Source organism: Streptomyces sp. NPDC058335, from assembly GCF_042723915.1.
Lineage (GTDB): Bacteria > Actinomycetota > Actinomycetes > Streptomycetales > Streptomycetaceae > Streptomyces.
This window is the reverse complement of sequence record NZ_JBHXHX010000001.1, coordinates 71,987-96,093: the sequence shown is the minus strand read 5'-3', so window position 1 is coordinate 96,093 and position 24,107 is coordinate 71,987. Positions and strand designations below refer to the sequence as shown.

Annotated in this window: 17 protein-coding genes and 1 pseudogene; 6 read left to right on the top strand and 12 right to left on the bottom strand. The window is 72.5% G+C overall.

Annotated features, from left to right (window positions below; all coding sequences use genetic code 11):
- Positions 1–51: 51 nt before the first annotated feature.
- A complete protein-coding gene (locus tag ACFWJX_RS00435) occupies positions 52–600 on the bottom strand; it encodes a DUF1697 domain-containing protein (protein WP_383234575.1) in 549 nt (182 codons plus the stop codon).
- A 476-nt stretch (positions 601–1,076) separates the two neighbouring features.
- On the opposite strand from ACFWJX_RS00435, the gene ACFWJX_RS00430 reads away from it, so the two are divergent.
- Positions 1,077–3,335, top strand: coding sequence for an MMPL family transporter (locus tag ACFWJX_RS00430; RefSeq protein ID WP_383234572.1), 2,259 nt, complete (start codon positions 1,077–1,079; stop codon positions 3,333–3,335).
- A 165-nt stretch (positions 3,336–3,500) separates the two neighbouring features.
- Here the strand turns inward: ACFWJX_RS00430 and mgt are convergent.
- From mgt to ACFWJX_RS00410, 4 genes and pseudogenes are all read right to left on the bottom strand, one after another.
- Positions 3,501–4,737 (bottom strand): annotated as a pseudogene (gene mgt / locus ACFWJX_RS00425) (macrolide-inactivating glycosyltransferase).
- 20 nt (positions 4,738–4,757) lie between these two features.
- Positions 4,758–6,044 (bottom strand): ABC transporter substrate-binding protein, encoded by a 1,287-nt coding sequence (locus ACFWJX_RS00420; RefSeq protein WP_383234569.1) that lies wholly within the window; start codon positions 6,042–6,044, stop codon positions 4,758–4,760.
- On the bottom strand, positions 6,044–6,877 hold the full coding sequence (locus ACFWJX_RS00415; RefSeq protein WP_383234567.1) for a carbohydrate ABC transporter permease: 834 nt from the start codon (positions 6,875–6,877) through the stop codon (positions 6,044–6,046). The genes ACFWJX_RS00420 and ACFWJX_RS00415 overlap by 1 nt, the downstream gene beginning before the upstream one ends.
- Positions 6,874–7,812: a carbohydrate ABC transporter permease gene (locus ACFWJX_RS00410; RefSeq protein WP_383234564.1), complete on the bottom strand. Its 939-nt coding sequence runs from the start codon at positions 7,810–7,812 to the stop codon at positions 6,874–6,876. The genes ACFWJX_RS00415 and ACFWJX_RS00410 overlap by 4 nt, the downstream gene beginning before the upstream one ends.
- A gap of 178 nt (positions 7,813–7,990) precedes the next feature.
- Here ACFWJX_RS00410 and ACFWJX_RS00405 point away from each other — a divergent pair, with 178 nt between their 5' ends.
- Positions 7,991–8,845, top strand: coding sequence for a phosphotransferase enzyme family protein (locus ACFWJX_RS00405; protein WP_383234561.1), 855 nt, complete (start codon positions 7,991–7,993; stop codon positions 8,843–8,845).
- 46 nt (positions 8,846–8,891) lie between these two features.
- Here the strand turns inward: ACFWJX_RS00405 and ACFWJX_RS00400 are convergent, their stop codons facing one another.
- From ACFWJX_RS00400 to ACFWJX_RS00385, 4 genes are all read right to left on the bottom strand, one after another.
- Complete coding sequence (locus ACFWJX_RS00400) at positions 8,892–9,617, bottom strand: 3'-5' exonuclease (RefSeq protein WP_383234557.1); 726 nt, start codon at positions 9,615–9,617, stop codon at positions 8,892–8,894.
- Positions 9,618–9,748: 131 nt separating this feature from the next.
- Positions 9,749–11,014, bottom strand: coding sequence for an SAV2148 family HEPN domain-containing protein (locus ACFWJX_RS00395; protein ID WP_383235872.1), 1,266 nt, complete (start codon positions 11,012–11,014; stop codon positions 9,749–9,751).
- A gap of 72 nt (positions 11,015–11,086) precedes the next feature.
- A complete protein-coding gene (locus ACFWJX_RS00390; protein ID WP_383234554.1) occupies positions 11,087–12,433 on the bottom strand; it encodes a copper amine oxidase in 1,347 nt (448 codons plus the stop codon).
- Positions 12,434–12,526: 93 nt separating this feature from the next.
- Entirely contained in the window at positions 12,527–13,351 is an 825-nt protein-coding gene (locus tag ACFWJX_RS00385) for a Tat pathway signal sequence domain protein (protein ID WP_383234552.1), read from the bottom strand.
- Between the two features lie 190 nt (positions 13,352–13,541).
- Here ACFWJX_RS00385 and glgX point away from each other — a divergent pair, with 190 nt between their 5' ends.
- The 3 genes from glgX to ACFWJX_RS00370 all read left to right on the top strand — a co-directional run bounded on the left by glgX (position 13,542) and on the right by ACFWJX_RS00370 (position 19,549).
- Positions 13,542–15,659: a glycogen debranching protein GlgX gene (glgX, locus tag ACFWJX_RS00380; RefSeq protein WP_383234549.1), complete on the top strand. Its 2,118-nt coding sequence runs from the start codon at positions 13,542–13,544 to the stop codon at positions 15,657–15,659.
- Positions 15,660–15,727: 68 nt separating this feature from the next.
- The gene (treY, locus tag ACFWJX_RS00375) at positions 15,728–18,100 is read left to right on the top strand and encodes a malto-oligosyltrehalose synthase (RefSeq protein ID WP_383234546.1); all 2,373 of its coding nucleotides are present in this window, start codon (positions 15,728–15,730) and stop codon (positions 18,098–18,100) included.
- Positions 18,101–18,289: 189 nt separating this feature from the next.
- On the top strand, positions 18,290–19,549 hold the full coding sequence (locus ACFWJX_RS00370; RefSeq protein WP_383234543.1) for a M14 family zinc carboxypeptidase: 1,260 nt from the start codon (positions 18,290–18,292) through the stop codon (positions 19,547–19,549).
- An 87-nt stretch (positions 19,550–19,636) separates the two neighbouring features.
- Here the strand turns inward: ACFWJX_RS00370 and ACFWJX_RS00365 are convergent, their stop codons facing one another.
- The 3 genes from ACFWJX_RS00365 to ACFWJX_RS00355 form a co-directional block, all read right to left on the bottom strand.
- Entirely contained in the window at positions 19,637–20,107 is a 471-nt protein-coding gene (locus tag ACFWJX_RS00365) for an SSI family serine proteinase inhibitor (protein WP_383234540.1), read from the bottom strand.
- The gene (locus tag ACFWJX_RS00360; protein WP_383235869.1) at positions 20,104–21,453 is read right to left on the bottom strand and encodes a M14 family zinc carboxypeptidase; all 1,350 of its coding nucleotides are present in this window, start codon (positions 21,451–21,453) and stop codon (positions 20,104–20,106) included. The genes ACFWJX_RS00365 and ACFWJX_RS00360 overlap by 4 nt, the downstream gene beginning before the upstream one ends.
- A gap of 121 nt (positions 21,454–21,574) precedes the next feature.
- Entirely contained in the window at positions 21,575–22,126 is a 552-nt protein-coding gene (locus tag ACFWJX_RS00355) for an FHA domain-containing protein (protein ID WP_383234538.1), read from the bottom strand.
- Between the two features lie 214 nt (positions 22,127–22,340).
- Between ACFWJX_RS00355 and treZ the strand changes: the two genes are divergently transcribed.
- Positions 22,341–24,086: a malto-oligosyltrehalose trehalohydrolase gene (gene treZ, locus ACFWJX_RS00350; RefSeq protein ID WP_383234535.1), complete on the top strand. Its 1,746-nt coding sequence runs from the start codon at positions 22,341–22,343 to the stop codon at positions 24,084–24,086.
- Positions 24,087–24,107 lie beyond the last annotated feature (21 nt).

Below are 24,107 nucleotides of genomic sequence, written 5' to 3'. Positions count from 1 at the left end.
CTCACGCTAGGGACGGGGGTACGGGGTCCGCTTGAAGAAACGCGACAGGATTCAGGTCCGGGTCATCTCCACCAGCTTGGCCACGGTGTTCCAGTTGCGGGTGGTCGCGATCAGCCCCTTGACGACCCGGGGCCGGGAGAGCTGTTCGGCGAGCTTGGAGCGGCCGAGGCCGTCGGGGGCGTACAGGTACAGGGCCCGGTCGCCGAGGCGGAACTCCTCGGGCAGGTACGCGGCCGGGTCGATCCCCGCGAAGCGGTCGGCGTCGACGGGGGCGGAGAAGTACGTGACATGGAGTTGCTTGGCCTCCAGGTCGGCGGCCGGGAAGGGGCAAGCCTCGGCAACCGCTTTCAGATACGCGTGGTCGCGCACGATCACGTCGACGGCGAAGCCGAACTGCTTCTCGATCGCCCCCGCCAGCTCCCGGGCGAGGCTGTCCTCGTCGCCGTGGCCGCTGGAGAAGACGGCCTGCCCGCTCTGGAGGTACGTGCGGACGTCGTCGTGGCCGAGGCCCTCCAGCAGCGTCCGCAGGGCCGCCATCGGGACCTTCCGGCTGCCGCCCACATTGATGCCGCGCAACAGTGCGGCGTACGTCGTCGTCATCAGGTCAGGCTAAGCGGCCGGCGTGCCCCGTGGGGGCGGGCACGACGGCCGCCGGTCCCCGGCCCGGTCCCCGGCCCGGTCCCCGGTCCGCGCGCCGCGGAACGGTTTGCGGAAACGCGTTAAGGAGCGGCGTTGCGGAGCGGGTTGCGCGAGACTTTCGCCGATCGGCGGGGCCCGGATCAAACGTCTCTGCGCACCTGTGACTTGTTCAACAGGCTTGCGCAACCGCATACAGGGATCGGTCCGGCGGACCGGACAGCAGGGTGCGACCCTGATCATCGTCCCCGAGACCCGCCGATAGGTGTAAGGGACCACAGTCCTCCCCAGTGCTGAGACGGCGGGGTCCGAGGGGAGGAGCCCGGTGGCCCGTACCTCGTCGAACAGCACGACGAGATGGCTTTATACGGCCCATACCTTCGAAGGGAGAGGTGACGGCAGGGGGCCGCCACCGCATCTCGAGGGGGGGAAAGCCCGTCATGCGGAACGGAGATTCACGGGTGCGGGGCATCGCCGCGCGGGCCGGCGGCTGGAGTGCCCGGCATCGTTGGACGGCCGTCGGTATCTGGGTGCTGTTCGTCGTCCTGGCCGTGGGGCTGGGGTCGGCGGCCGGCCGGGTCGACGTCAAGGACAGCGACCAGCTCAAGGGCGAGACGCACACCGCCGCAAAGATCATCGAGGATGCCGGGATCGAGGAGCCCGCCGGCGAGACGGTCCTCGTCCAGGCCAGGGACGCGAAGCTGACGGCCACGGACGCCGAGTTCCGCAAGGCCGTCGAAGCGGTCGTCACGGCCGTCGAGGGCACCGGCGAGGTCACCGAGGTCACCTCGCCGTACGACACGCGGACGATCTCCAAGGACGGTCGCAGCGCGCTGGTGCAGTTCGACGTCCGCGGCGACTCCGACACCGCGGGCGAGCGGATCGAGCCGGTACTGAAGGCCGTCGAGGGGGTGCAGAAGGAGCATGAGGCACTGCGGATCGAGGAGATCGGCGGCGCCAGCATGATGAAGACGTTCGACGACGCGTTCGGCGACGACTTCAAGAAGGCCGAGTACTCCGCGGTGCCGGTGGCCCTCGGCATTCTGCTCATCGCGTTCGGCGCCCTGGTCGCCGCCCTGCTCCCGGTGCTGCTCGCGGTCACCGCGATCATGGCGACGATGGGCCTGATGGGCGTCGTCAGCCATGTCATGCCGATGAGCGACACCGCCAACTCCGTGATGCTGCTGGTCGGTCTGGCCGTCGGTGTCGACTACTGCCTGTTCTACCTGCGCCGTGAGCGTGAGGAGCGCGAGGCCGGCCGGGACGGGCAGACCGCGCTGCGGATCGCCGCCGCGACCAGCGGCCGCGCGATCATCGTCTCCGGTGTCACCGTGTGCGTGGCGATGGCGGGCATGCTGTTCACCGGGCTCGCCGAGTTCGAGGCGATGGGCCTGGCCTCCCTGATGGTGGTGGCCGTGGCCATGGTCGGCTCCGTGACCGTGCTGCCCGCGCTCCTCTCGCTGCTGGGCGAGCGGGTCGAGAAGGGCCGTATCCCCTTCCTGCGCCGGCGTAACCGTAAGCGCGGCAACGGCGGGGGTGGCGAGAGCCGGTTCTGGTCGGCCGTCCTCAAGGGCGTCCTCGCCAGGCCCCTGGTCTCCGTGCTCGTCGCGGCCGGCGCGCTGCTGGCCATCGCGGCGCCCGCGCTCGGCATGAAGACCCAGAACCTCACCCTGGACCAGGAGTTCGGCGACTCGCTGCCGATCGTGCAGACCTACAACCGGGTCAACGAGGCCTTCCCCGGCGGCTCGGACCCGGCCGAGGTGGTCGTCCACGCGAAGGACATCAACGCACCCGAGGTGAAGTCCGCGCTGGCCGACTTCCGTGAGCGGGCGATCAGTTCGGGCGCGTCGCGCGGCCCCGTCGAGATCAAGCTGCACGACGCGCAGAACATCGCCTTCGTGTACGTCCCGCTGGTCGGCGGGTCCGACCTGGACAAGGCGGGCGCGAGCCTGGACAAGCTGCGCGACGACGTACGGCCCGCGACGCTCGGCCGGGTGGACGGCGTGGAGGCGCCGATCACCGGGCAGGTGGCCGGTTCGAAGGACTTCAACGACCAGCTCGCCGGAGCCGTCGTCCCGGTCTTCGCCTTCGTCGTGGTGTTCGCCTTCGCGCTGATGCTGCTGTCGTTCCGCTCGCTGACGATCGCGATCACCTCGATCGTGCTCAATCTGCTGTCCGTGGGCGCCGCCTACGGCATCCTGGTGGGGGTCTTCCAGCACGGCTGGGGCGCGTCCCTGGTGGGCGCGGAGGGCGTCGGTGCCATCGTCACCTGGCTGCCGCTGTTCCTCTTCGTGATCCTGTTCGGTCTGTCGATGGACTACCACGTGTTCGTGGTCTCCCGGATCCGCGAGGCGCGGCTGCGCGGCCTGACGACGCGGGACGCCATCACGCACGGTGTCGTCACCACGGCCGGGGTCGTGACCAGCGCCGCCGTCATCATGGTCGCCGTGTTCGCGATCTTCGGCACGCTGTCCATGCAGTCCATGAAGCAGATGGGTGTCGGCCTGGCCGCAGCGGTCCTGATCGACGCCACGGTCATCCGGGGCGTGCTGCTCCCGGCGGTGATGGCGCTGCTCGGCGAGCGCAACTGGTACCTGCCGAAGTGGCTGCACCGGCTGCCCGACCTGACGCACGACGAGTCGTCCGAGGCGATCGCGCCGACGGCACGGGACGGCGAGGGCGAGCCTCTGCGCGTGTGACCCGCGGACCCGACCCGCACGCCGCTGCGACCCTGCATCTCTGCATCGCTCGATCCCCCCAGACCGAGGGCCCGTTGACCACCGGGGAGTCAACGGGCCCTCACTCATGTCCGCCCGGAGCCGGGACATGCCTGCGCGCCGGACACGCCTGCTCGCCGGAAACGGCTACCCGGCGCGCAGTTCGGCCTCGATCAGGTCGGCCGCCCGGCGGGTGCCGCCCTCCTCGGCCATGTCCGCCTGGATCTCCTTCAGGCGCCGGGCGACCTCGGGGTCGGCGACCAGGGCCAGGGCGGCGGCCCGCAGCGTCTCGGCGGTGGCCTCCTCGGCGGGGACGTGGCGGGCGACCCCGAGCGCCTGGAGCACGTCCGCGTTGCCGAACTGGTCCACGGCCTGCGGTACGGCGATCATCGGCGTCGCCGTGGCCATCCCCTCCTGGCTGCCGCCGGCGCCGGCGTGGGTGACGAACAGGTCCGCCTGCCGCAGCACCGCCAACTGCGGTACCCAGGAGCGCACTTCGACGTTGGCGGGTACGTCGCCCAGCTCGGCGGGGTCCACGTGCTTGCCGATCTGGAGCACGAGGTGCCAGCCGGGCAGGCCGGCGAAGGCCTGGACGCAGGCGCGGTAGAAGTCCGGCTGTCTGGTGAAGGCGGAGCCCAGGGAGACGAGGACGACCTTCTCGGTGCCGGCCGGCCTGGTCCAGTCGCCCTCCGCGGTGCGGTCGCCCTGGCAGGCGCCGACGAAGGTGTACACGCTCTCGTCGACCCGGTCGGCGTTCGGCTGGAGCGCCTTCGGGATGAGCACCAGGGAGCGGGCGGGCCGGCCGCCGAAGTCGTCCGGGTGGAGGGTGATGCCGTTCTCCTCCAGCCACGCCTGGAAGCGGGCGTAGTAGGCCTGTCCGCGGGCGGTCCTCTTCGGCTCGGCCCACATCGGTTCGGCGACCTCCTGCTCGTAGCCCTCCCAGGCGACGAGGGCGGGCGAGAGGGAGATCGCGGGCACGCCCCAGCGGTGGGCGAGGACGCGGGCCGGGTAGGAGGCGATGTCGTGCAGGACGAGGTCGGGCTCGTCGCCGTCGTAGGCCTCGATCAGCTGGGGCAGTGCCTGGACGGCGTCGTCGAGGAAGGGCTCCACGTTGTCGAGGAGGGTGGAGCCCCAGGCCGACGGGTCGGCGTCCGGTGAGGGCAGGGTGGAGTGCCAGGGCTTCACCTCGGCGCCGGTCGCCGCGACCTTGTCGGCGAGGACGGGCGGGATGGCGTAGGTGACCCGATGCCCGCGGGCGACGAGTTCGCGGATCACCTCCAGGCTGGGGTTCACATGGCCGTGGGCGGCGATGGAGAACATGGCGATGTGCGCGGGTGCGGTCATGTGATCGACGATAGACGAGACGAGACGTCTCGTGCAACACGGATAGCGGTGTCGGAACCGTCAGCGCTGATAGCGGGCCAGCACCAGGTTCCCGTCGTCCTCCAGCCGGTCGCGCAGTTCATCGAGGCCGATGGCGCCGCTGTAGTACTCCTGGAAGGCCGGGGTCGCCACCTTGTCCTTCCACTCCGGGTAGCCGCGCACCGACTGCGCGGGCGCGGGGCGCAGGTGTGCGGCCAGGGCGGTGCCGGTGGCCCAGTCGTGCTCGGTGGTGTGCAGGGCCGGGTCGGCGAGTGCCGCCGTGCCGGTGGGCAGCATCCAGTCGCCGAGGGCCAGGCGGACCATGTGGGGCGGCCTCAGGAGGAAGTCGATGAAGGCGGCGGCCTCCTTCTTGTGCGGGCTGTCCTCGGCGATCGACAGGGTCTGCGGGCTGACGCCCTGGGTGAGGCCCTCGGCGCCGGCCGGGGCGGGCAGCACCTGCCAGTCGAAGCCCTTCGGAGCCTGCTGGACGATCTGCTGGCGGTAGGAGAGGCCGAGCGGGACCATGGCGTACTTCCCGGCGAAGAAGCCGGGCAGGGTGTCCGAACCACCGCTGCCGAGCAGGGAGCCGGGCGCGCTGCGGTCCTCGCCGACCTGGTCGTGGACGGTGCGCGGCACGACCTCGTCGCCCGCCTCGAAGCGGACGGTGACCTTGCCGTCCGGGCCCCGGTGGAACAGCTGTCCGCCGGCCGAGAGGGAGAGGTTGAGGGTGGCGGAGACGGGATCCTTCAGCGGCCAGGCCACCCCGTACCTGCCGTCGCCGCTGAGCTGTTCGGTGATCCGGCGGAACTCCTCCCAGGTCCAGGGCCGTTCGGGGGTCGGGACCCGGACCCCGGATTCCTCGAGCCAGGTGGCGTTGGCGATGAGGACGCGGGGTTCCTGGAGGAAGGGCACGCCGTAGACGCCGTCGCCGAAGGTCACCGTCTCCCAGCTGCGCCGCGGGATGTCGGAGGTCAGCCGGTCGGGCAGCAGGCCGGTGAGGTCGGCGAGGTAGCCGCCGTAGGCGAAGTCGGCGAGGTCGTCGGAGGCGTCGTGGATGATGTCCGGTGCCTCGCCGCCCTCGAAGGAGGTGAGGAGCTGGTCGTGGACGCTGTCCCAACTGCCCTGGACGTACTCGATCTTGATGTCCGGATGGCCGGCGTTCCACTCCTTCACCAGTTCCTTGTTGGCCTCGACGGACTCCTCCTGCCAGGCCAGGGACTGGAAGCGCAGGGTGACCGGGCCGGTGCCGGAGTCGCCGTCGGCCGAGCAGCCCGCGCAGCTCGCCAGGAGCAGGGCGAGGACGAGGAGGAGGGAGGCCCGGGTGCGCATCAGCTCTTCACCGCCCCGGTGAGCATGCCGCCCGTGATCCGTCGCTGGACGATCGCGAACACGAGCAGGGAGGGAAGGGTGGCGAGGAAGGCGGCGGCCGCCAGCGGGCCGAGGTCGGCGACGCCCTCCGCGCCGATGAAGTGGGTGAGGACGACGGGCAGGGTCTGTTTCTCGGGGGTCTTCAGCAGGACGAGCGCGAAGAAGAACTCGTTCCACGCCGTGACGAACGCGAACAGGGCCGTCGCCACGATGCCGGGCGCGAGCAGCGGCGCGGTCACCGACACCAGGGTCCGCAGCCGCCCGGCCCCGTCGACGGCCGCCGCCTCCTCCAGTTCGACGGGCACCGCCCTGACGTACCCGGTGAGCATCCACAGCGCGAACGGCAGGGCCCACACCACGTACACGAGGATCAGGCCGGAAGTCGAGTCGATCAGCCGCAGGTTCTTCAGCACCAGGAACAGCGGGATGATCACCAGCACCAGCGGGAAGGCCTGGCTGACCACGACCCAGCCGGTGGCGGCCCGCGCGAGCAGGGTGCGGCGGCGGGCGACGACGTAGGCCAGCGGGGTCGCGATCAGTACGGCGATCAGCGCGGCCCCGGCGGCGGCGAGCAGGGAGTTGCCCGCGGCGCGCAGCAGCGGCTGTTCGTCGAAGGCCTGCCGGAAGTTGGCGAGAGTGGGCTCGTCGGGGATCCAGGTGGGGTGCAGACTGCCCAGTTCGCGGGGCGACTTGAAGGCGGTGGAGATCAGCCAGAGGAAGGGGAAGGCGAGGAAGACGAGATAGCCGAGCAGGGCCAGGTACTGGCCGGCGCGGCCCGCCGTGCTGGTCCTCATGTCTCGTCGCCTTCCCGGAGGCGGCCGACGAGGAAGAGGGCGAGGAGCACCGAGATCACCGCGACCATCACGCATCCCATCGCCGCCGCGTAGCCGAACTGCCCGTAGCGGAAGGCCTCTTCGTAGGCGAAGAGCATGGGCAGCCGGGTGCGGCCGCCGGGGCCGCCGCTGGTCAGGACGTAGACCAGGGCGAAGGAGTTGAAGTTCCAGATGAAGTTCAGGGCGGTGATCGCGAGGGCTACCGGGCGCAGGGCGGGCCAGGTGACCGTGCGGAAGCGGCGCCAGGCGCCGGCGCCGTCGACCGCGGCGGCCTCGTGGAGTTCGCGCGGGGTGTTCTGGAGTCCGGCGAGCAGGGCGACCGTCGTCTGGGGCATGCCCGCCCACACGCCGACGACGATCACCGCGGGCAGCGCGGTCGTCAGACCGCTCAGCCAGTCCCGGCCGTCGCCGAGGTGGAGGTCGTGCAGGGTCTCGTTGAGGACACCGGCGTCGGGGTTGTAGACGAGCCGCCACATCACGCCGACGACGACCTCGGGCATCGCCCAGGGGACGATCGCGAGGGCGCGGGCCAGCCAGCGCAGCCGTAACTCCTGGTCGAGGAGGAGGGCGAGGCCGAGGGCGAGCAGGAACTGCGGGACGGTGACCCCGACCGCCCACACCAGTCCGATGCGGAACGACTCCCAGAACAGCGTGTCGTGCCACAGGTCGCGGAAGTTGAGCCCGCCGATCCACTGGGTGGCGGCGGTCCGGCCCGACTGTGCGTCGGTGAAGGCGAGCAGGATGCCGTACACCAGGGGGCCGACGCTGAGCAGCAGGATCGGCAGCAACGCGGGCAGGACGAGGAACCACGCGCCGTGCCCGGTGCTCCGGCGGCGTGGCGGGCCGGTGCCGGACGCACGGCGTACCGTCCGGCTCCGCTCGGTCAGCGACGGCACGAAGCGATCCCCCCTTCCCGGCGGCTCCGACGGGCCCCGCCATGGTCGTGAAGCCGCGGTACGCCGTCAAGGGACCGCGCACACGGTCCGACCTGTGTGAATGCGAGACTGGGCGGCGGATGGCCGGATCCCGACGCCGTTCCGGCAGGAGCAGACGGTCACGACTGGGAGGCGGACGATGGACGAGGCACGGGCGAGGGACGTACTGGCCGCGGCGGGGCTGCCGGCCGGGGAGGCTCGGCTGCTCGCCCTGGGTGAGAACGCGGTGTTCGCCGCCGGTGACCTGGTGGTGAAGGTCGGCCGGGACGCCGAGCTGCTGGAGCGGGCCCGGCGCGAGCTGGACATCGCGGCCTGGCTGGCCGGCGCGGGTGTCCCCGCGGTGCGGGCGGCCGAGGCGAAACCCCTGCTGGTCGAGGGACACCCGGTGACGGTGTGGCACCGCCTGCCCGACCCGGTACGGCCCGCCGAGCCACGGGATCTGGCCGAACTCCTGCGCCTCGTGCACGCGCTGCCCTCCCCCTCCTTCACGCTGCCGCCGCGGGATCTGCTGGCCGGGGTGGAGCGCTGGCTGCGGCTGGCCGGCGACGCGATCGACCCGGCGGACGCGGCCTATCTGCGCGAGCGGCGTGACGGCTTCGCGACGGCCGCCGCCGCGCTCACCCCGCGGTTGCCGCCCGGCCCGATCCACGGCGACGCGCTCCCCCGCAACGTGCACATCGGCCCGGACGGGCCCGTCCTGGTCGACCTGGAGACCTTCTCCGCCGACCTGCGCGAACACGACCTGGTCGTCCTGGCCCTGTCCCGCGACCGCTACGGCCTGCCCGCGGAGGCCTACGACTCCTTCACCGACGCCTACGGCTGGGACGTGCGGGAGTGGGAGGGCTGTGCGGTGCTGCGAGGCGCCCGGGAGACGGCGAGCTGCGCCTGGGTGGCCCAGCACGCGCCGGCCGATCCCAAGGCGCTGGCCGAGTTCGGGCGGCGGGTGGCATCGCTGCGGGACGGGGACGAATCGGTGCGCTGGTACCCCTTCTGAGCCGCGCCCGGGATCCCTTCCGGGCCGCTCCCTTCCGGGCGGCCGGTCAGAAGGTGTGGCTGTCCGCCGGCTCGCGCACCGGCCAGACGCCGTCGACGACCGCGTCCGCGTCGCCCTTGCGGCGCAGGAAGTCCTGGAAGTCCGCCGCCCAGGCCGCGTACCACTCGATCTGGCTGCGGTGCAGCTCCGCCGGGCCGAGGGTGGCGACCTTGGGGTGGCGCTCGGCTATCGCACGCGCCAGGCGGGCGGCGGCGAGCGCGTCGGCGGAGGCGTCGTGCGCCGCGTCGAGGGAGACGCCGTACTCGGAGCAGACGGCTTCGAGGTTGCGCTTGCCGCGGCGGTAGCGGTCGGCCCAGCGGTCGATCGTGTACGGGTCGACGACCGGAGCGGGGTCGAGACCGCCCAGGCGGTCGCGCAGGGACGGCAGGCGGTGTCTGCGGAGTTCGGCGGAGAGCAGGGTCAGGTCGAAGGCGGCGTTGTAGGCGACGACCGGGACGCCGGTGCGCCAGTAGCCGGTGAGGACGCCGGCGATGGCGTCCGCGACCTCGTCGGCGGGGCGGCCCTCGGAGGCCGCCCGTTCGTTGCTGATGCCGTGGACCGCCACCGCGTCCGCCGGGATCTCCACGCCCGGGTCGGCCAGCCATTCCCGGCTGCCGAGAACCTGCCCGTCCCTGACCTCGATCACGGCGCCCGTGACGATGCGCGCCTCGCGCGGGTCCGTCCCGGTCGTCTCCAGGTCGAAGCCGATGAGCAGCTCGCGATGCCAGGCCATGCCGGCCCCCCTTCTTGGTGGTGCTTCCCCCAGTGGTCTCCACCTTCGCATGCGCCACTGACAATCAGAGGACCGCGTTCCGCTTCCCTCGGGACGGTTCCGGACAACTGCCGCACATCACCAGCGAACGGTCAGGACACCGGCCGCGAGTCCGCCCAGGCCAGCTCGAACTCCTCGCGGTAGGCGGCGAAAAGTCCGCCTTCGCCGACATCGCCCGACTTGACCACCCGGTTGCCGTTGCGCAGCACCAGCACCGGTGCCTCCATACCGCGCATGCGCCGCAGATAGGACTGCACGACCGCGATGCCGTCGGTGCCGTCGCCGTCGACGAGGTAGGCGGTGAAGCGGGGCGTCTCGTCGTACACCTGGATCTGGAAGGCGCCGGGGTCGCGCAGCCGGGAGCGGACCCGGCGCATGTGCAGGATGTTCATCTCCACCGCGCGGCTCAACTCGCCCCGCTTCATACCGAGTTCCCGCTCGCGGCGTTTCACGGCGCTGGAGGCCGGGTTGAGGAACAGCAGCCGCACCCGGGCGCCCGCCTCGGCCAGCCGGACGAGGCGGCGGCCGGAGAAGTTCTGCACCAGGAGGTTGAGGCCGATGCCGATCGCGTCGAGGCGGCGGGCCCCGTCGAAGATGTCCTCGGCGGGGAACTGGCGCAGCAGCCGCACCCGGTCGGTGTGGACGGCGACGACGTCCGCGTACCGGTCGCCGATGAGCTCCTCCACGGCGTCGACGGGCAGCCGGCGCGCGGAGGGCACGTCGCCGCCGGTGCCGAGCATCTCCAGCAGGCGTGCGGAGGCGCGTTCGGCCTGGTTCAGGACGGCTTCGGACAGCGCCCGGTTGCGGGAGACGACGTTGCGGGTCACCTCCAGCTCGTCCAGGGCGAGTTCGACGTCCCGCCGGTCGTCCAGGTACGGCTCGAAGCACGGCCAGTGCTGCACCATCAGCTCGCGCAGCTGCGGCAGGGTGAGGAAGGAGATCACGTTGTCGTCGGCCGGGTCGAGCAAGTAGCCCTTGCGGCGGCTGACTTCGCGTACGGCGACGGCGCGCTGCACCCACTCCTGGCCCGCGGGGCCGGCCGCGGCGACCACCCACTCGTCGCCGTGGACGGGTTCGTAGATGGGCCGCAGCACGGCGGACACCACGGCGCGCAGCCGCTGTTCGACGAGGTTCAGCCAGATGTAGGCCCGGCCCGCCCGCTGGGCACGGGTGCGCACCTCGCGCCAGGCCTCGGCGTCCCAGTCCAGCTCCGGCCCGATGGCGCCCTCCATCGGCCGGGCCAGGGACACCGTGCCGGGCGGGACGTCTGTGGAGCCCCCCTCGCGACTGTCGTCACCAGGGGGCAGCTCCAGCCCTCCCGAGCCCACCCGCGCACCGCCTTCCGCTCCCCCGAGCATCCCCGTCCCAACGATCAAGGAAGGGTACTCCGGGAGCGGTCGGCGGTGCAGCCGGATGGACAGGGTCGTTTCTCAACTCTCGGTGCGCGGGCGGCCGTTCTCTCCGACCAGGGCCGGCGGAGTGAGCGGATTCATAGCGGTGACGTCCCGGGGGGCGATCGAGAATCCCTGCCAGTGCACCGGCATGGGCTGCTGGTCCTCGTCCCGCGCGACATGGTGGAAGCCGACGTTCACCCAGGCCACGGGGTGGGTGAGGGCCTGTCCGTTCACCCACTTGTCGACGGCCGTGGGGTGCCGGGGAGCACACAGCCGGAGGTTGTTGTTGGCGTACTGCTCGCACTTGTTGTACTGCGTGAAGTAGACGTCGTGCCGGGTGAAGGCACGCCCCGGGTACTTGCTGCTGACGCCGGGGACGATCTCGTACGAGCGCGGGTGGCCGTCCTTGTTCTTGCCCGTGGTGCTGACCACGCGCCACCAGCGCATGCTCTTGGCGTCGCCCGCGAGTTCCTTGGTCACGGGCGTGCGGGTGGTCTTGTTGGTGGGGGCCTGGGCGCCGGCGGCGGGCGGGCTGACCACCGAGTCGTACTGCTCGACCTTGTTCTTCGAGGACCCGTCGAGGCCGAAGTCGAGCCGCCAGAACACGTTGTGGTTGTGGCTGGTGGAGTAGGCCTTGGCGCCCTTGCCTATCGGCCAGCCCCGGCCGTCGCCCGCGTCGTAGTCGAAGGGCGAGAGGCTGCCGGTGGCGCCGACGTTCATGGAGACCGTGCCGTCGTCGGCGAAACGCCACTCGGTGATGTACTCGTACCAGCTCACCTTGTTGACGGTGTAGACGAGCAGGTCCTTGCCCTGGGACTGGTAGACCTTCCCGGAGTCGGTCTGCATCCGGTACGCGTGACCGCGGGCCCGGGTGGTGGTGCACAGGCCCTTCACGTTGGGGTTCTCGGAGTTGTAGGCGTCCGGGACCTTCACCGTCTTGATGGTGCCGCCGGGGCATTCGGCGGGGGTCATGTTGACCAGGCCCGCGCCGAAGTTGTAGTCGGTGATGTCGTTGTACTCGTTGGAGCCGTCGTCGTACGGCACATGGATCTGGGCGAGTTTGGCGCTGTTGAGGACCCGGATCGGGCGGGCCTCGCCGGGCGGCTGGTAGGAGACCTTCTCCAGGACGAGCCCGGACTTGGACTCGAAGCGCCAGCACATGCTCCAGGTCGTGCCGTTGGAGAGTTTCTGCTGGATGCGGTAGGTGGCGCTGCAGTCCGCGGCGGCCGCGGGGGCCGCCTTCGGCCGGGCGGTGGCCGGGGCGGTGCCCGTCGCGGACGCTCCGGCGGCCAGCGCGACCACGGACAGGCCGAGGGCCGCGCTTCTGCGGGCGCGGCTGATGCCGGGCGGCCGGTGGCCGCCGTTCGGGTGGTTCAGGCGCATGAGGACATGACTCCCTGTGCGTCACCCTCCCGGGGGCAGGGCAGCTCGGCCCGGCGCGGGAGGCGTGAGTCGGAAAAGTGGACGGAGGGGCGCTCAGCGGGTGAGCGCGGCCACCTTGCGGGTGCTGAGGTCGATCACCAGGGACCGGGTGTCGATCCACGGGCCGTTCTTCACCTTCAGCAGCAGCCGCGCGCAGCGGTGGATCCCGCACTGGTCGAAGGCGGCGGGCTGGGCGCCCGGCACCGCGCGGTACACCATGCTGGAGAGCTGCAGCTGTTCCGGTGAGGTGAGTTCCTTGCCGGTGGCGTCCTGGTAGTCGGCGCGCAGGCCCGCGCCGAGCGGGTCGGCGATCAGCAGCGCTGCGGCCTCGGTGTTCTCGGCGCGGCTGAGCGGCGGCTGGACGCCCTGTCCGCTGCCGGTGGCCTCGACCTTGCCGGTGTCCAGGTTGACGGTCCTGGTGACGAGCGTGTCGTCCTTGTAGTCGTAGAACGTGACCTCGGCGCGCCGGGGGGCCGAGGGGTCGTCCACCTCGTCCGCCTCGGGCTCGGCGAGGTCCACGCCGAGGAGCTGCGGGCCCCGGTCGCCGTCGACGTCCTGGCCGGCGTCGAACAGCTGCCGGCTGAGCGCGACGCGCTCGACGCGGGCGATCTCGTCGTCGGTCAGCGGGTCGCGCCCCGTGCCCCGCTCGCCCTCGGCGGGCGCCTGCTCGACGACCCCGGGCGCCACCGCCGCGGAGCCGCCCTGCTGCCCCGTGCCGCCCTGCTGCCCCGCCGCCGTCCTCTCGCCGGAGCCGCCTCCGGTTCCCTCCGCCCCTGCCGTGCCCGGCAGGGTGATCGCGATCATCGCGGCTGTCGCGGCCACCGCGACGGCCGCGCCTGCCACCACCTTGCCCAGGTGGCGACGCACTGTCGTGCGCACATCTTCCCCCTACTCCCCCTGTGCCCCGGGAGTACGTTGTAGGCCCCACTGGTTCGGCGTACGCCGGATGGGACGTATGCACTGGTCGCCGGGTAAGAGGGACGTAAGTCACAGGTGGTTCCCTCACTTTCCGGGAGACTCGGTGCGAAGGCGTCCCCGGCGGAGCGGCACACCTGAAAGAGTCGTATCCATGCAGGTCTGGCCTGGAGAGGCATATCCCCTCGGCGCCACGTACGACGGCGCCGGTACGAACTTCGCGGTCTTCACGGAGGCCGCGGACCGAGTAGAGCTGTGTCTGCTGCACGACGACGGCTCGGAGACGGCGGTGGAACTTCGCGAGAGCGACGCCTTCGTGCGGCACGCGTACGTGCCGGGCATCATGCCGGGGCAGCGCTACGGCTTCCGGATGCACGGTCCGTACGCGCCCGAGCGCGGCTCCCGGTGCAATTCGGCGAAGCTGCTGCTCGACCCGTACGCGAAGGCGATCAGCGGTTCGGTGACATGGGGCGAGGAGGTGTACGGCTACCACTTCGGGGCCCCCGACAAGCGCAACGACCTCGACTCGGCGCCCCACACGATGACGTCGGTGGTGGTCAACCCCTACTTCGACTGGGGCGACGACCGGCGCCCGCGCACCGAGTACCACCGCACGGTGCTCTACGAGGCGCATGTCAAGGGCCTCACGATGCGCCACCCGGGGCTGCCGGAGGAGCTGCGCGGCACCTACGCCGCCCTCGCGCACCCGGCGATCATCGAGCACCTGACCGAGCTGGGCGTCACGGCACTGGAGCTGATGCCCGTACACCAGTTCGTCAACGATCACCGTCTGGTCGACATGGGCCTCAACAACTACTGGGGCTACAACACGATCGGCTTCTTCGCCCCGCACAACGCGTACGCCTCCTGGGGCGACCGCGGGCAGCAGGTGCTGGAGTTCAAGTCGGCGGTGCGGGCGCTGCACGAGGCGGGGATCGAGGTGATCCTCGACGTCGTCTACAACCACACCGCCGAGGGCAACCACCTGGGCCCCACGCTGTCCTTCCGGGGTATCGACAACGCGCAGTACTACCGGCTGGCGGACGATCCGCGGTACTACATGGACACCACCGGGACCGGGAACTCGCTGCTCATGCGGTCCCCGCACGTGCTCCAGCTGATCATGGACTCGTTGCGGTACTGGGTCCTGGAGATGCATGTCGACGGGTTCCGCTTCGATCTCGCGGCGACCCTGGCCCGCCAGTTCCACGAGGTGGACCGGCTGTCGTCGTTCTTCGACCTGGTGCAGCAGGACCCGGTCGTCTCCCAGGTGAAGCTGATCGCCGAGCCGTGGGACGTGGGCGAGGGTGGCTACCAGGTGGGGAACTTCCCGCCGCTGTGGACCGAGTGGAACGGCAAGTACCGCGACACCGTACGGGACCTGTGGCGGGGCGAGCCGCGCACGCTCGCGGAGTTCGCCTCCCGACTGACCGGCTCCTCCGACCTGTACCAGGACGACGGGCGCCGGCCGCTGGCCTCGATCAACTTCGTCACCTGCCACGACGGGTTCACCCTGCGCGACCTGGTGTCGTACAACGCCAAGCGCAACGAGGCCAACGGTGAGGACAACCGGGACGGCGAGAGCCACAACCGGTCCTGGAACTGCGGTGTGGAGGGCGACACCGACGACCCGGACGTGCTGGAGCTGCGGGCCCGGCAGATGCGCAACTTCATGGCGACGCTGATGCTGTCGCAGGGCGTGCCCATGATCAGCCACGGTGACGAGGTGGCGCGCACCCAGCACGGCAACAACAACGCCTACTGCCAGGACAGCGAGCTGTCGTGGGTGGAGTGGCCCGACCCCGAGGGGGAGGGCGACGGGATGCTCGACTTCACGCGGGCGATCGTGCGGCTGCGCAAGGAGCACCCCGTGTTCCGCCGCCGCCGCTTCTTCCACGGACGGTCCGTGGAGGGAACCCATGACGATCTGTCGGACATCGCGTGGTTCACGCCGGAGGGCAAGGAGATGGCCCAGCGGGACTGGAACTCGGCGCAGGCCTCGACCCTGACGGTGTTCCTCAACGGCAACGCGATCTCCGAGCCCGGCTCGCGCGGGGAGCGGATCACCGACGACTCGTTCCTGCTGATGTTCAACGCCTCCCCCAAGACCGTGGAGTTCGTGGTGCCGGTCGACCACGGCCGCCAGTGGCAGGTGGTCGTGGACACCGCGAACCCGGAGGCGGTGCAGCGGGGGGCGGGCGCGAAGGTGGCGGCCGGGGACCGGCTGACGCTGGTGGACCGGAGCATGACCGTCCTGCAGCGGCCCGCGTAGCGAACGCCCGGCGGCCACCTGGTGGGCGGGATGACAGGAAAGGGGGCAGGGCGGGTACGTAGGTCTGCATGACCTCTGAGCGCCCTGTCCCCGTCGTGCCCACGGCCACCTACCGGCTCCAGCTCCAGCCCGGGTTCCCGTTCGAGGCGGCGGCGGCGGCCGTGCCGTACCTCGCCTCGCTCGGCGTGTCGCATCTGCACCTGTCGCCCGTGCTGGAGGCCGTACCCGGCTCCCTGCACGGCTACGACGTGGTCGACCACGCGCGCGTGCGTGCGGAGCTGGGCGGCGAGGAGGGGCTGCGGGCCCTGTCGCGCACCGCGCGCGAGCACGGGCTGGGGCTGGTCGTGGACATCGTGCCGAACCACATGGCCATGGTCCCGCGGCACAACCGCGCCCTGTGGGAGGTGCTGCGGGAGGGCCCCAGGTCGCCGTACGCGCGCTGGTTCGACATCGACTGGGAGGCGCAGGGCGGCCAGGTGCTGCTGCCCGTCCTCGGCGGGCCGGTGGGCGAGGTGATCGACGAGCTGCGCGTCGACGGGGACGTCCTGCGCTACTACGACCACGCGTTCCCGCTGCGCGAGGGCACCGGGGACCTGCCGCTGCCGCGGCTGCTCGACGCGCAGTGGTACCGGCCGGTGTGGTGGCGGCTGGCCCGCACCGAGCTGAACTACCGGCGGTTCTTCAGCATCTCCGAGCTGATCGGGGTGCGGGTGGAGGACCCGGAGGTGTTCGACGCCACGCACGGAAAGATCCTCCAGCTGCTGCACGAGGGCGTGCTGGACGGACTGCGCGTCGACCACCCCGACGGGCTGGCCGACCCCGACGCCTATCTGGCGCGGCTGCACGCGGCGAGCGGGGGCCGCTGGACGGTCGTGGAGAAGATCCTCGCGGACGGCGAACGGCTGCCGGACGCCTGGCCGGTGGCCGGCACCACCGGCTACGACGCCCTGCGTCACGTCGACGGCCTGTTCACGGACCCGGCGGGCGCCGGGGAGCTGCTGGAGCTGTACCGCCGGTTCGCGGCCCCGCAGACGGACCGGGGCGGGGACTGGGCGGCGACGGTGCGTCGGGCGGCGTACGCGGTGCTCAGGCACGAGCTGGCCACCGAGCTGGACCGGCTGACGCGGGCGGCCACGCGCGCGTGCGCCGCGTCCCCGGACCCGGCGCCGCGCGACCGGGCGCCCTGGGCGCTGCGCACCGCGCTGGAGGAGCTGCTGGTGCGGATGGAGGTCTACCGGCCGTACGTCTCCGGTGACGCGGCCGCCGTCGTCACCGAGGAAGCCGCCGCGGAGGCCCGGCTCGCCTTCGTCGTGCCCGAGGAGGCGGGCGCGGTGGACGTGGTGCGCGGCCTGGTGCTGGGGCGCGAGGACGGTCCGGCGGCGGTGGAGTTCCGCACCCGGTTCGCGCAGACGGCGTCCGCGCTGCGGGCCAGGTCGGTGGAGGACACGGCGTTCTACCGGTACGTGCCGCTGCTCTCGGCGAACGAGGTGGGCGGTGATCCCGGCCGCCAGGGCGTCTCCCCCGCCGGTTTCCACGCGTACTGCGCGCGCGTGGAGCGCGACTGGCCGCTCACCGGGACGGTCCTGTCCACGCACGACACCAAGCGAAGCGCCGACGTCAGGGCGGCGCTGGCCGTTCTCACCGAGTGCCCGCGGCGCTGGGCGGAGCTCCTGGAGCAGGTCACGCACGCCGAGGTGAGCGTGCCGGACGGGCAGCTGGCGTGGGCGGCCTGGCAGACCGTGTTCGGACTCGGTCCGGCCGCCCCGGAGCGGGTGCGGGAGGCGCTGCTCAAGCATGTGCGCGAGGCGGGCATGTACACGAGCTGGACGGAGCAGGAGCCGCCGTACGAGGAGGCGGTGGCGGCGTTCGTCACGGCGGGGCCGTGCGGGCTGCCGGGCGAGCGGGTGGTCGCACTGCGGCAGGCGCTCGCGCCGCACATCCGCGCGAACGTGCTGGGCGCGGCGCTGGTACAGCTGACGATGCCGGGGGTGCCGGACGTCTACCAGGGCACGGAGAGCGAGTACCTCGCCCTGGTCGACCCGGACAACCGGCGCCCCGTCCGCTTCCCGCCGGGGGACGCCGGTACCGAGGACGCCGGCGTCAAGGGCGCCGTGACCGCGGCCGCGCTGCGGCTGCGCCGCCGGCATCCGGACGCCTTCGGTGCGGCGGCGACGTACGAGCCGCTGCCCGCCGAGGGCCGGGCCGCCGATCACCTCCTGGCCTTCGCCCGCTCCGGCCGGGTCGTCACGGCCGTCACCCGGCTGTCCCTGCGGCTGGCGGAGGCGGGCGGCTGGGGGGACACGCGTCTGACGCTCCCTCCGGGCAGGTGGGTGGACGCCCTGGATCCCGGCCGTGAGTTCATGGGGCACGCGCGCGTGGCGGAACTGTTCGAGCGACTGCCGGTCGCGCTGCTGGAGCGGCTCGGGGGGGACGCGGAGTAGGCCCCGGCGGGGCGGCTCGGCTCGTGGCCGGGGCGGTGCCCGGCGGGCGGGCGCGGTACGCCTCCGCGGTCACCCGGGCCGCGTCCGGGTGCTTCCGGGCGCCCCCCGCAAGCGCCCGTGGCGCGTTCTTGACAGGGCACCGAGACCGTGGGGTACTGCGGATGCGAAGGCCGGGCGGACGTGACGGGGGTGAGTCTCCTGCCGGAGCTGCGCTACCCCACGGTGACCGAACTGACCGCGTCCGCCAGGGCGTTGGCCGCGCTCCGACCCGGGCTGTGCGCGCTGCGGAAGGTGGGGCTCTCGCGGGCGGGCCGGCCGCTGCACCTGCTGTCCGTGGGGCATGCGCGGCTGGCCGTCCTGGTCGTCGCGGGGGCTCACGCGAACGAGCCCACCGGCGGCCCGACACTGCTCGCCCTGGCCGAACGGGTCATGTCCGAGCGGGAACTGAGGGACGGCACGTCCTGGCACTTCCTGCTCTGCGCGGACCCCGACGGGGCGAGTCTGCACGTGACACCGGCGCCGCGCAGCCTCCTCGAGTACCACCGGGGCTTCTTCCGGCCAGCGGGCCCGGAGCAGCCGGAGTGGTCCCCGGCCGTCCTGCCGGCGGACCGGCTGCCGCCCGAGACGCGCGCGCTGACCCGTGTCATCGACGAGCTGCGGCCCTACCTCCAGGTCACGCTGCACGGCACCGAGCTGGGCGGCAGCTGGGTGCAGCTGACGAGGGACATACCGGGTCTGGCCGAGCCGTTCGCCAAGTCGGCCGCGCAGTTGCACATCCCGGTGGAGACCGGCGCCTCCGACGCGGCGGGCTGGCCCGCGTCCGGACCGGGGGTGCATGTGATGCCGGAACCCGGCGCGGGCGTGGCGTACCCGAGCATGCCGGACGACGCGCGGCACAGCACCTGGTACCACGCCCATCGCCACGGCGGTCTGACCGCGGTCGTGGAGGTGCCGATGTGGGCGAGCGACATGGTCGACGACCCGGCGCCGCACCCCGATCCCGCGGAGGCGATACGGCGTCTGGCCCGCCGCCTGCTGCGGGACGCCCGGGAGGTGGAGCACGTGCTGGCGGAGGCCTCGCCGCGGCTGGAGGGCGTCGACGGACCGCTGCTGAGAGCGGCCCGCTGGGTGCTGGAGCTGGTGCCGGGCCTGGCCGCCGACTGGACCCACACGCCCCCGGCCGGCACCACGATGGCGTACGTCGGGAGCGTGGACGCCTTCGGCCGCCGCCTGCCGTTGCGGGCGGCGGCGATGCTGTGGCGGGTGCTGCGGGAGCGGGACGACCGGGCGGCACCCCACCTGGAGCGTCTCGTCGAGGGGTGGAGCGACGCGTTCGCCGAGCGGTTCCGGGCCCGCTGGGTGCCGTTGGAGCACCAGGTCGAGCACCAGTCCCGCACGGTCGTCGCGGCGGCGCTGCACGCGCGCGAGGGGTCGGCGCGGCAGCCGTAGGAGCCGCAGCGGCCGTACGACCGGGGAAGGCGGCTCCGGGCACGCCCACGCGCGCGTGCCCGGAGCCGACCGGCCGGTCGGCCGGTCTCAGACCCCGGGCAGCTCGGCCAGTGTCAGTTCGGGGAGTTCGGGGAGCTGCTCGTCGTCGAGGGCGAAGACCGCGCCCGTCTCCGCGAGCATCACGCAGGTGTTGGAGAAGGTCTTCGTGTACTCGACCGGGCGGCCGTTCCACCGGCCGCTCGCGTGGGCGGTCACGGGCGCGTACAGGAGCGAACAGACGGCGTCCCTGTGCACGACGGCGCCGATGTCGCCGTCGGCCGCCGTGAGGTCGGCGCACGCCTCGGCGGCGCGGGAGTGGCCCTGGGGCGGGTCGCACAGCAGGAGGGTGCCGCGGGTGTCGCTGGAGCGGGAGTCGCCGGTGGTGACGGTCAGCCGGAGCCCGTCGCCGGGGAGGTGGGTCCGGGGCGCCGAGGCCTGGGCGGGGGCGACGGCGGCGAGGAGGAGGGCGGCCGTGACGGGCAGGGCGCCCTGGAGGGGGTGTGTGGGGAAGGGCTTCATTCCCGGTGCATCGGCACGGCGGCCTCGGTTCCCCAGTCCGGCTCACCCGATCGTGCGGGTGCGGGTGCCGGACGGGCGGCCAGTTCGAACGCGGCGAGGACGACTCTCGTCTGGTACTCCACCTGGCGGGCGACCGGGATCCAGCGGGCCCCGAAGCCGTCGTGGTAGTCGGCGCACCACGCGTCGATGAGCGCGTCCAGCTCCGGAAGCGCCCCGGCCGGGTCGTGCCCGGACCCGGCGACGAGCTGGTGGAGCAGGCCCGCAGTGCGTACGGCGATACGGCGCCCGGCGATGCGCAGGGCGGCCAGGTGGGCGGTGTTCAGGGGCGGCAGCGGATGGGCGGGGTCGCCGGTGTCGGGGTCCCAGGCGTCGGCGAGGCCGGGGCAGACGAGGAGGTAGTCGTGGACGGGGGCGAGCAGGCGGACCGTGTCGGGTGCGGCGGAGAGATGGGGCCGCACGCGCGCGAGGACGCGTTCGAGGAGCCGGCTCTCGTGGCGCAGCGTCCGGCTCACCGCGCGTAGCACGGCGTCGCGGTCGGCGGGCGGTGAGTCGTCCTCGACGGCGGCGACACCCCACATGGGCGCCTCGACGACGGCGGTGACGGTGCCGTGCCGGTGCGGGTGGTACCAGGTCGACTCGACGGCGGCCTCGGTGATGGCGGCGGCCAGGTCGCGCGGGCGCGGCAGCGGGATCCGGTAGACGGCGGGCCCCAGTCCCGGCCAGTACAGGGTGTCGTAGGAGCCGAGTTCGCGGGGGATGCCGAGGCGGGCGGCGGCGTGGGCCACGCGTTGCGGGAGTCCGGGCAGGTCACGGGTGAGTTCGACGAAGCCGCCGCCGACGTCGACGCCGTGCAGCGAACACTGGAAGAAAGGTTTCAGCTCGTCCTGGAGGCCGAGCAGCGCCCGTGTCTCCGGCAGCGCCGCGGCCTGCGCCCCGTCGGGCAGCCACTCGGGCTGTTCCAGGAAGCCGGGCCGGAAGAAGTGCCGGAAGTAGCGGCCGAGGGTGTACGGGCCGGACAGCCAGCCCTCGTTGCGGCGCAGGCCGTCGGGGTCGAGGCAGAGCAGCAGGTTCCAGGTGGCGTCGGCGTCCTCGGTGAGCCGCGGGTCGGCGAGGACGCGCTCGGCGAGCCGCAGGACGGTGGCGCCGCCGACGGGTTCGTTGGCGTGCGGTCCGGCGACGATCAGCGCCTGCCGACTGCCGTGGCCCACGGAGAGCAGCCACAGGGGCGTGCCCGCGCGCGAGACGCCGACGCGGCGCAGGCGGGTGTCGCGGGGCCGGCGGGCGACGAGTGCGGCCGCGCGGGCCGCGAGTTCGTCCGCGGTCGGGTAGCGCAGGAGTGGCGGCAGGACACACCTCCGCGTCGGGGGCGCCGTCGGTTCACCGCGAGTGGCGGGTGTACGCACAGTGAGTCATGGCACGGGAGGTACGTCAACACCGCCCCACAGGGCTTGACCTGCCGGCCGGGACTCAGTTCACGGAGAGGCGGAACGCCATCCGTCCGAAGGCGACCTGGTCGCCCTCGCGGACCACGGCGGCGCCGATGACGCGGCGTCCGTTGACGGTCGTGCCGTTGGTCGAGCCGAGGTCGCGCAGGATCCACATGCCGCCCTGGCGGCTGAGTTCGGCGTGCACGCGCGAGACGCTGTCGTGGGTCAGCCTGAGGCCGCTGGCGGGGTCGCGGCCGATGCGCAGGGCCCGCGCGGTGCCGGGGTGCGGCAGCAGCAGCTTGGGCAGCCGCTCGGCCTGCCAGGCCCTGCGCAGCCGTACGGTGAAGCCGGAGACGGCCTCGACGGTGCCGAAGACGGCGCGCGAGAAGCGGTTCTCGCTGGGCAGGTCGGCGGTGAGGACCGCGAGTTCGTCGGAGCGGCGGGCGGCGAGCGCCAGTTCCATGCGCCGGATGAACGTGTCGTGGGAGAGACGGCCCATGGCGACACCGTCACGGAGCACCTTCAGTGCCCTGTCGCGCTCCACGTCGGACAGGCGCGCGGGGTACGTGTTGAACTCGAATGACGACGTCACGTTCGTGATTGTCGGGCAGTGAACGGCGGGTGTCCAGAAAACGGGAAAACGGCGGCCACGCACGCGTGCCCGAGGCGATCCGTCGCGACACCCGCCACGACATCCGGTGCGAAGGGGGGGTTCGCGCAGCGGATCGATCTCGTTTGGAGCACGATGGGTCGGGTCGGGCTACATCACGGTGAGCAGACTGTGAGCAGACGAAGGGGAACCGTCCGTGCAGTTCGAGGTGTGGGCACCACAGGCCGAACGTGTGACGCTCCAGTGCGAGGGCGTCACGCGCGCGTTGGAGCGCGACGCCGCGCGGCCGGGGTGGTGGACCGGCGAGGCGGAGGCGCGGGACGGCACCCGGTACGGCTTCGCGGTGGACGACGGCCCGGTGCGGCCGGACCCGCGTTCGCGCCGTCAGCCGGACGGGCCGGACGGACTGAGCGCGGTCGTCGACCACGGCCGCCATGTGTGGCGGGCGCGGTGGCCGGGACGTCCGCTGCCGGGCGCGGTCCTGTACGAGCTGCACGTGGGCACGTACACCGCCGAGGGGACACTGGACGCGGCGGCCGGCCGGCTCGACCATCTCGTCGAACTGGGCGTGACACACGTGGAGTTGATGCCGCTGTGCCCCTTCCCCGGCCGGCACGGCTGGGGTTACGAGGGGGTGTCGCTGTGGGCGGTGCACGAGCCGTACGGCGGGCCCGAGGGGCTGAAGCGGTTCGTCGACCGGGCCCATGAGCTGGGGCTGGGCGTGGTCCTGGACGTCGTGCACAACCACCTCGGCCCGTCGGGCAACTACCTGCCCGTCTTCGGCCCGTACTTCACGGACACCCACCACACTCCATGGGGTTCGGCGGTCAACCTGGACGCGCCCGGCTCGGACGAGGTGCGGGCGTTCCTGCTGGGCAGCGCGCTGGCGTGGTTGCGCGACTACCGGATCGACGGACTGCGGCTGGACGCGGTGCACGCGCTGGCCGACACGCGCGCGTACCCGTTCCTGGAGGAACTGTCGGAGTCGGTGGACGCGCTCGCCGCGGAGACGGGCCGGCCGCTGTTCCTGATCGCCGAGTCCGATCTGAACGACCCGCGGCTGATCACGCCCCGCCGGGAGCACGGGCTGGGGCTGCACGCGCAGTGGAACGACGACTTCCATCACGCCCTGCACACCGCCCTGACCGGCGAGTCCCAGGGCTACTACGCCGACTTCGCCCGCGAACCGTTCGCCGCGCTCGCCAAGACCCTCACCGGCGGCTTCTTCCACGACGGCACCTACTCCAGCTTCCGCGACCGGTCCCACGGACGGCCGCTGGACCGTGGCCGGCTGCCCGCGCACCGGCTCCTCGGCTACTCCCAGACCCACGACCAGGTCGGCAACCGCGCCCAGGGCGACCGGCTCGCCGCCTCCCTCTCCCCCGGCCTGCTGGCCTGCGCGGCGGCGCTGACGCTGACGTCCCCGTTCACGCCGATGCTGTTCATGGGCGAGGAGTGGGCGGCGGGCACGCCCTGGCAGTTCTTCACCGACCACACCGACCCGGACCTCGCGGAGGCCGTACGGCGCGGCAGGCGGCGGGAGTTCGCGGCGCACGGCTGGGCGGAGGAGGACGTGCCCGACCCGCAGGACCCGGCGACCCGGGACCGTTCCTGCCTGGACTGGTCGGAGCCGGAGCGCGAGCCGCACGCGCGCGTGCTGGCCTGGTACCGCCGGCTGATCGCGCTGCGGCACGCCCAGGCGGACCTGACCGACCCCGACCTCGCCGACCTCAAGGTGGCCCACGACGGGCAGGCCCGCTGGCTGGCCTTCCGCCGCGGCGACATCCGGGTGGCCGTGAACCTCGGCAAGGCGCCGGCGGCGATCCCCCTGGGCACGCGTCCCGCGCGCGTGCTGGCCGCGTGGGAACCGGTGGACACACCGGGCCCGGACGGGCTGCTGCACGTACCCGCGGAGTCGTGCGTGGTACTGGAACAGGACTGAGGGCCACCCCGCGGGCCTGGG